3 protein-coding genes are annotated in these 2,087 nt (G+C 61.0%); 1 reads left to right on the top strand and 2 read right to left on the bottom strand.

Features of this window, described 5'->3' with window-relative positions; all coding sequences use genetic code 11:
- Nucleotides 1-99: 99 nt before the first annotated feature.
- Nucleotides 100-708: a L,D-transpeptidase gene (locus ABY403_RS16045; RefSeq protein ID WP_372841814.1), complete on the bottom strand. Its 609-nt coding sequence runs from the start codon at nucleotides 706-708 to the stop codon at nucleotides 100-102.
- Nucleotides 709-879: 171 nt separating this feature from the next.
- Between ABY403_RS16045 and ABY403_RS16040 the strand changes: the two genes are divergently transcribed.
- Nucleotides 880-1,425: a CAP domain-containing protein gene (locus tag ABY403_RS16040; RefSeq protein ID WP_372841813.1), complete on the top strand. Its 546-nt coding sequence runs from the start codon at nucleotides 880-882 to the stop codon at nucleotides 1,423-1,425.
- Here the strand turns inward: ABY403_RS16040 and ABY403_RS16035 are convergent.
- Nucleotides 1,422-1,937, bottom strand: a complete 516-nt coding sequence (locus ABY403_RS16035) for a murein L,D-transpeptidase family protein (RefSeq protein ID WP_372841812.1) — start codon at nucleotides 1,935-1,937, stop codon at nucleotides 1,422-1,424. The two genes, ABY403_RS16040 and ABY403_RS16035, sit on opposite strands and share 4 nt — an antisense overlap.
- Between the last annotated feature and the right edge of the window lie 150 nt (nucleotides 1,938-2,087).

Below are 2,087 nucleotides of genomic sequence, written 5' to 3'. Positions count from 1 at the left end.
GCGGCACTGCTGGAAGCGGCGGCAGAAAACCTTGCGGGCTGGGTGAAATGAAAAGGGCGGTGGAATACCACCGCCCATAAGCCGCACAAGCCTGCAAACCTAGATCAGCAACACCTGTGTGCCGACCTTGGTCAATCCGAACAGAACTTCGATATGTTCGTTGTAAAGCCCGATGCAGCCGTTTGACGACTTGCGCCCGATCTTGCGCGTGTCGTGCGTGCCGTGGATGCGGTAATACTGCCAGCTGAGATACAGCGCATGCGTGCCAAGCGGGTTGTCGGGCCCGGCTGCCACGAAATCGGGCCATTCGGGGTTGCGGATCTTCATTGCCGGGGTCGGTGCCCAAGTTGGGCCAACGACCTTGCGCACCACTTCGGTGCGGCCAAGGCGCGTGAGGTCTTCGCTTACCGGAACCGAGGTGGGAAAGAGTTTGTAGATGCTCTGATCCTCGGACCAGAAGTGCAGCGCGCGCGAGGTGATATCGACAAGGATCGCGCCATTCTTGGTGTTGGCGAAATAGGGCTGCCAATCAAGCGAACGGAATGACGAAATGTTGCGCCGCAGGTTGGTATAGGCGTTATCCTCGTAGACGACCCCTGAATCATACGCGGTCTGCGCGAGCGCGGGCGTTGCCAGCCCTGCACCAAGAAACGCGGCCCCGCCAAGAAAGGTCCGGCGGTTTGGGGTGCTGAAACGGGTTCTCGACATAGATGACTCCGGTCAACCGCGGAATGTTCCGCAGGCAAGCCGCAGTCATATTGCGACTTTCCGCCCAGTGCAAATCAAACTGCTGTCACTCGGCGATTTCACGCATAGTTGCATTTGCCCTCTGCCACCCGACGCGTTAATGCTCGGGCCGAAATCGCACAGGTGCTGCATATGAACGTGTCCAAAGGCCTTTTGTTCCTATCGGTGCTGGCGCTCTCTGCCTGCGCGGCCGAGCCGCCACCGCTTGGCCCCGATGGCCTGCCGTTGCCGCAGCTATACCAGATCAGCGCCTCGGATGCCTCGCGCATCACCTTTGGCGTTCTTGATCAGGTCAATGCCTTGCGCGCGGCAGCCGGGGTGCCTGCGCTCGCGCTCAGCCCAGAGCTTAACGCCGCAGCCGCCACCCATTCGCGCGACATGTCGGTGCAAAACCGGCCTTGGCATTTTGGCTCTGACGGCTCCTCGCCGCTGGATCGCGGCATGCGCGCGGGCTATGCGGGCAAGGTTCTGGGCGAAAATATCTCAGAAACCTACGAGACCGAGACCGAAACGCTTTCGGCCTGGATGGCAGTGCGCGACACCCGCGATGTCATCATGAACCCGTCAGCGCGCGACCTTGGCTTTGCATGGTATCAGGAACCGTCGGGCAAGATCTGGTGGACGCTGGTCACCGGAGGCGGTGCCGCCCTGCCCGGCGCCTTGGCAGCCGCAAACTAGGCAAACAAGAAGATCGGGGTGCCAAGCTGCACCATGGCGTAAAGCTCCTCGATCTCTTCATCCTTCACGGCGATGCAACCTGCGGTCCAGTCACGCTGGAACCACGGCAAAAACGCGCCGCCACCGCCGCCGTGAATAAAGATATCGCCGCCCGGCTTTCGCCCCATCGCCTTGGCCGCAGCCACGTCATTGGCATTCGGGTACGAAATGCGCAGGCTGAGGTGAAAGGCGCTGTTGGGGTTGCGGAAATCGATCTCGTAGGTGCCTTCTGGGGTGCGGCTGTCGCCCTCCCACTGCTTGGGGCCCTCGGTGTTTCCGCCCAACGCGATGCGGTAGGTCTTGATCACCTCTTGCCCCGAAATGACATAGAGTTTGCGCTTGGCCTTGAACACCTGCAACTGCGTGACCGGTGGCCCGAAATAGGGGCGAATCTTGGCGGCTTCGGCAGCTGCGCCGCGCGCTGCGAAAACCGAGGCCAGCGACAGCCCGATAAGTGCTCTGCGTGAAATCATGTTACTGCCCGTGCCTGCCGAGCGCTTCGCGCCCTTTTCGCGATTTTTACCCGAAAACGCGGCGCTTGCCTAGCGGCCGGATGCCGCGCCACGCGGTCTAAGTGAAAATCGTGCGGCAAGCTCGATATGCGTTGACCAGCGGAACTGATC

Origin of the sequence: Phaeovulum sp., from assembly GCF_041596715.1 — a bacterium.
Taxonomy (GTDB): Bacteria; Pseudomonadota; Alphaproteobacteria; order Rhodobacterales; family Rhodobacteraceae; genus UBA6213.
This window is presented reverse-complemented; position numbering and strand designations above follow the sequence as displayed.

Coding starts and splice junctions, on each gene's coding strand:
- ABY403_RS16045 (WP_372841814.1), bottom strand. CDS start 708: ATGTCGAGAACCCGTTTCAGCACCCCAAACCGCCGGACCTTTCTTGGC.
- ABY403_RS16035 (WP_372841812.1), bottom strand. CDS start 1,937: ATGATTTCACGCAGAGCACTTATCGGGCTGTCGCTGGCCTCGGTTTTC.
- ABY403_RS16040 (WP_372841813.1), top strand. CDS start 880: ATGAACGTGTCCAAAGGCCTTTTGTTCCTATCGGTGCTGGCGCTCTCT.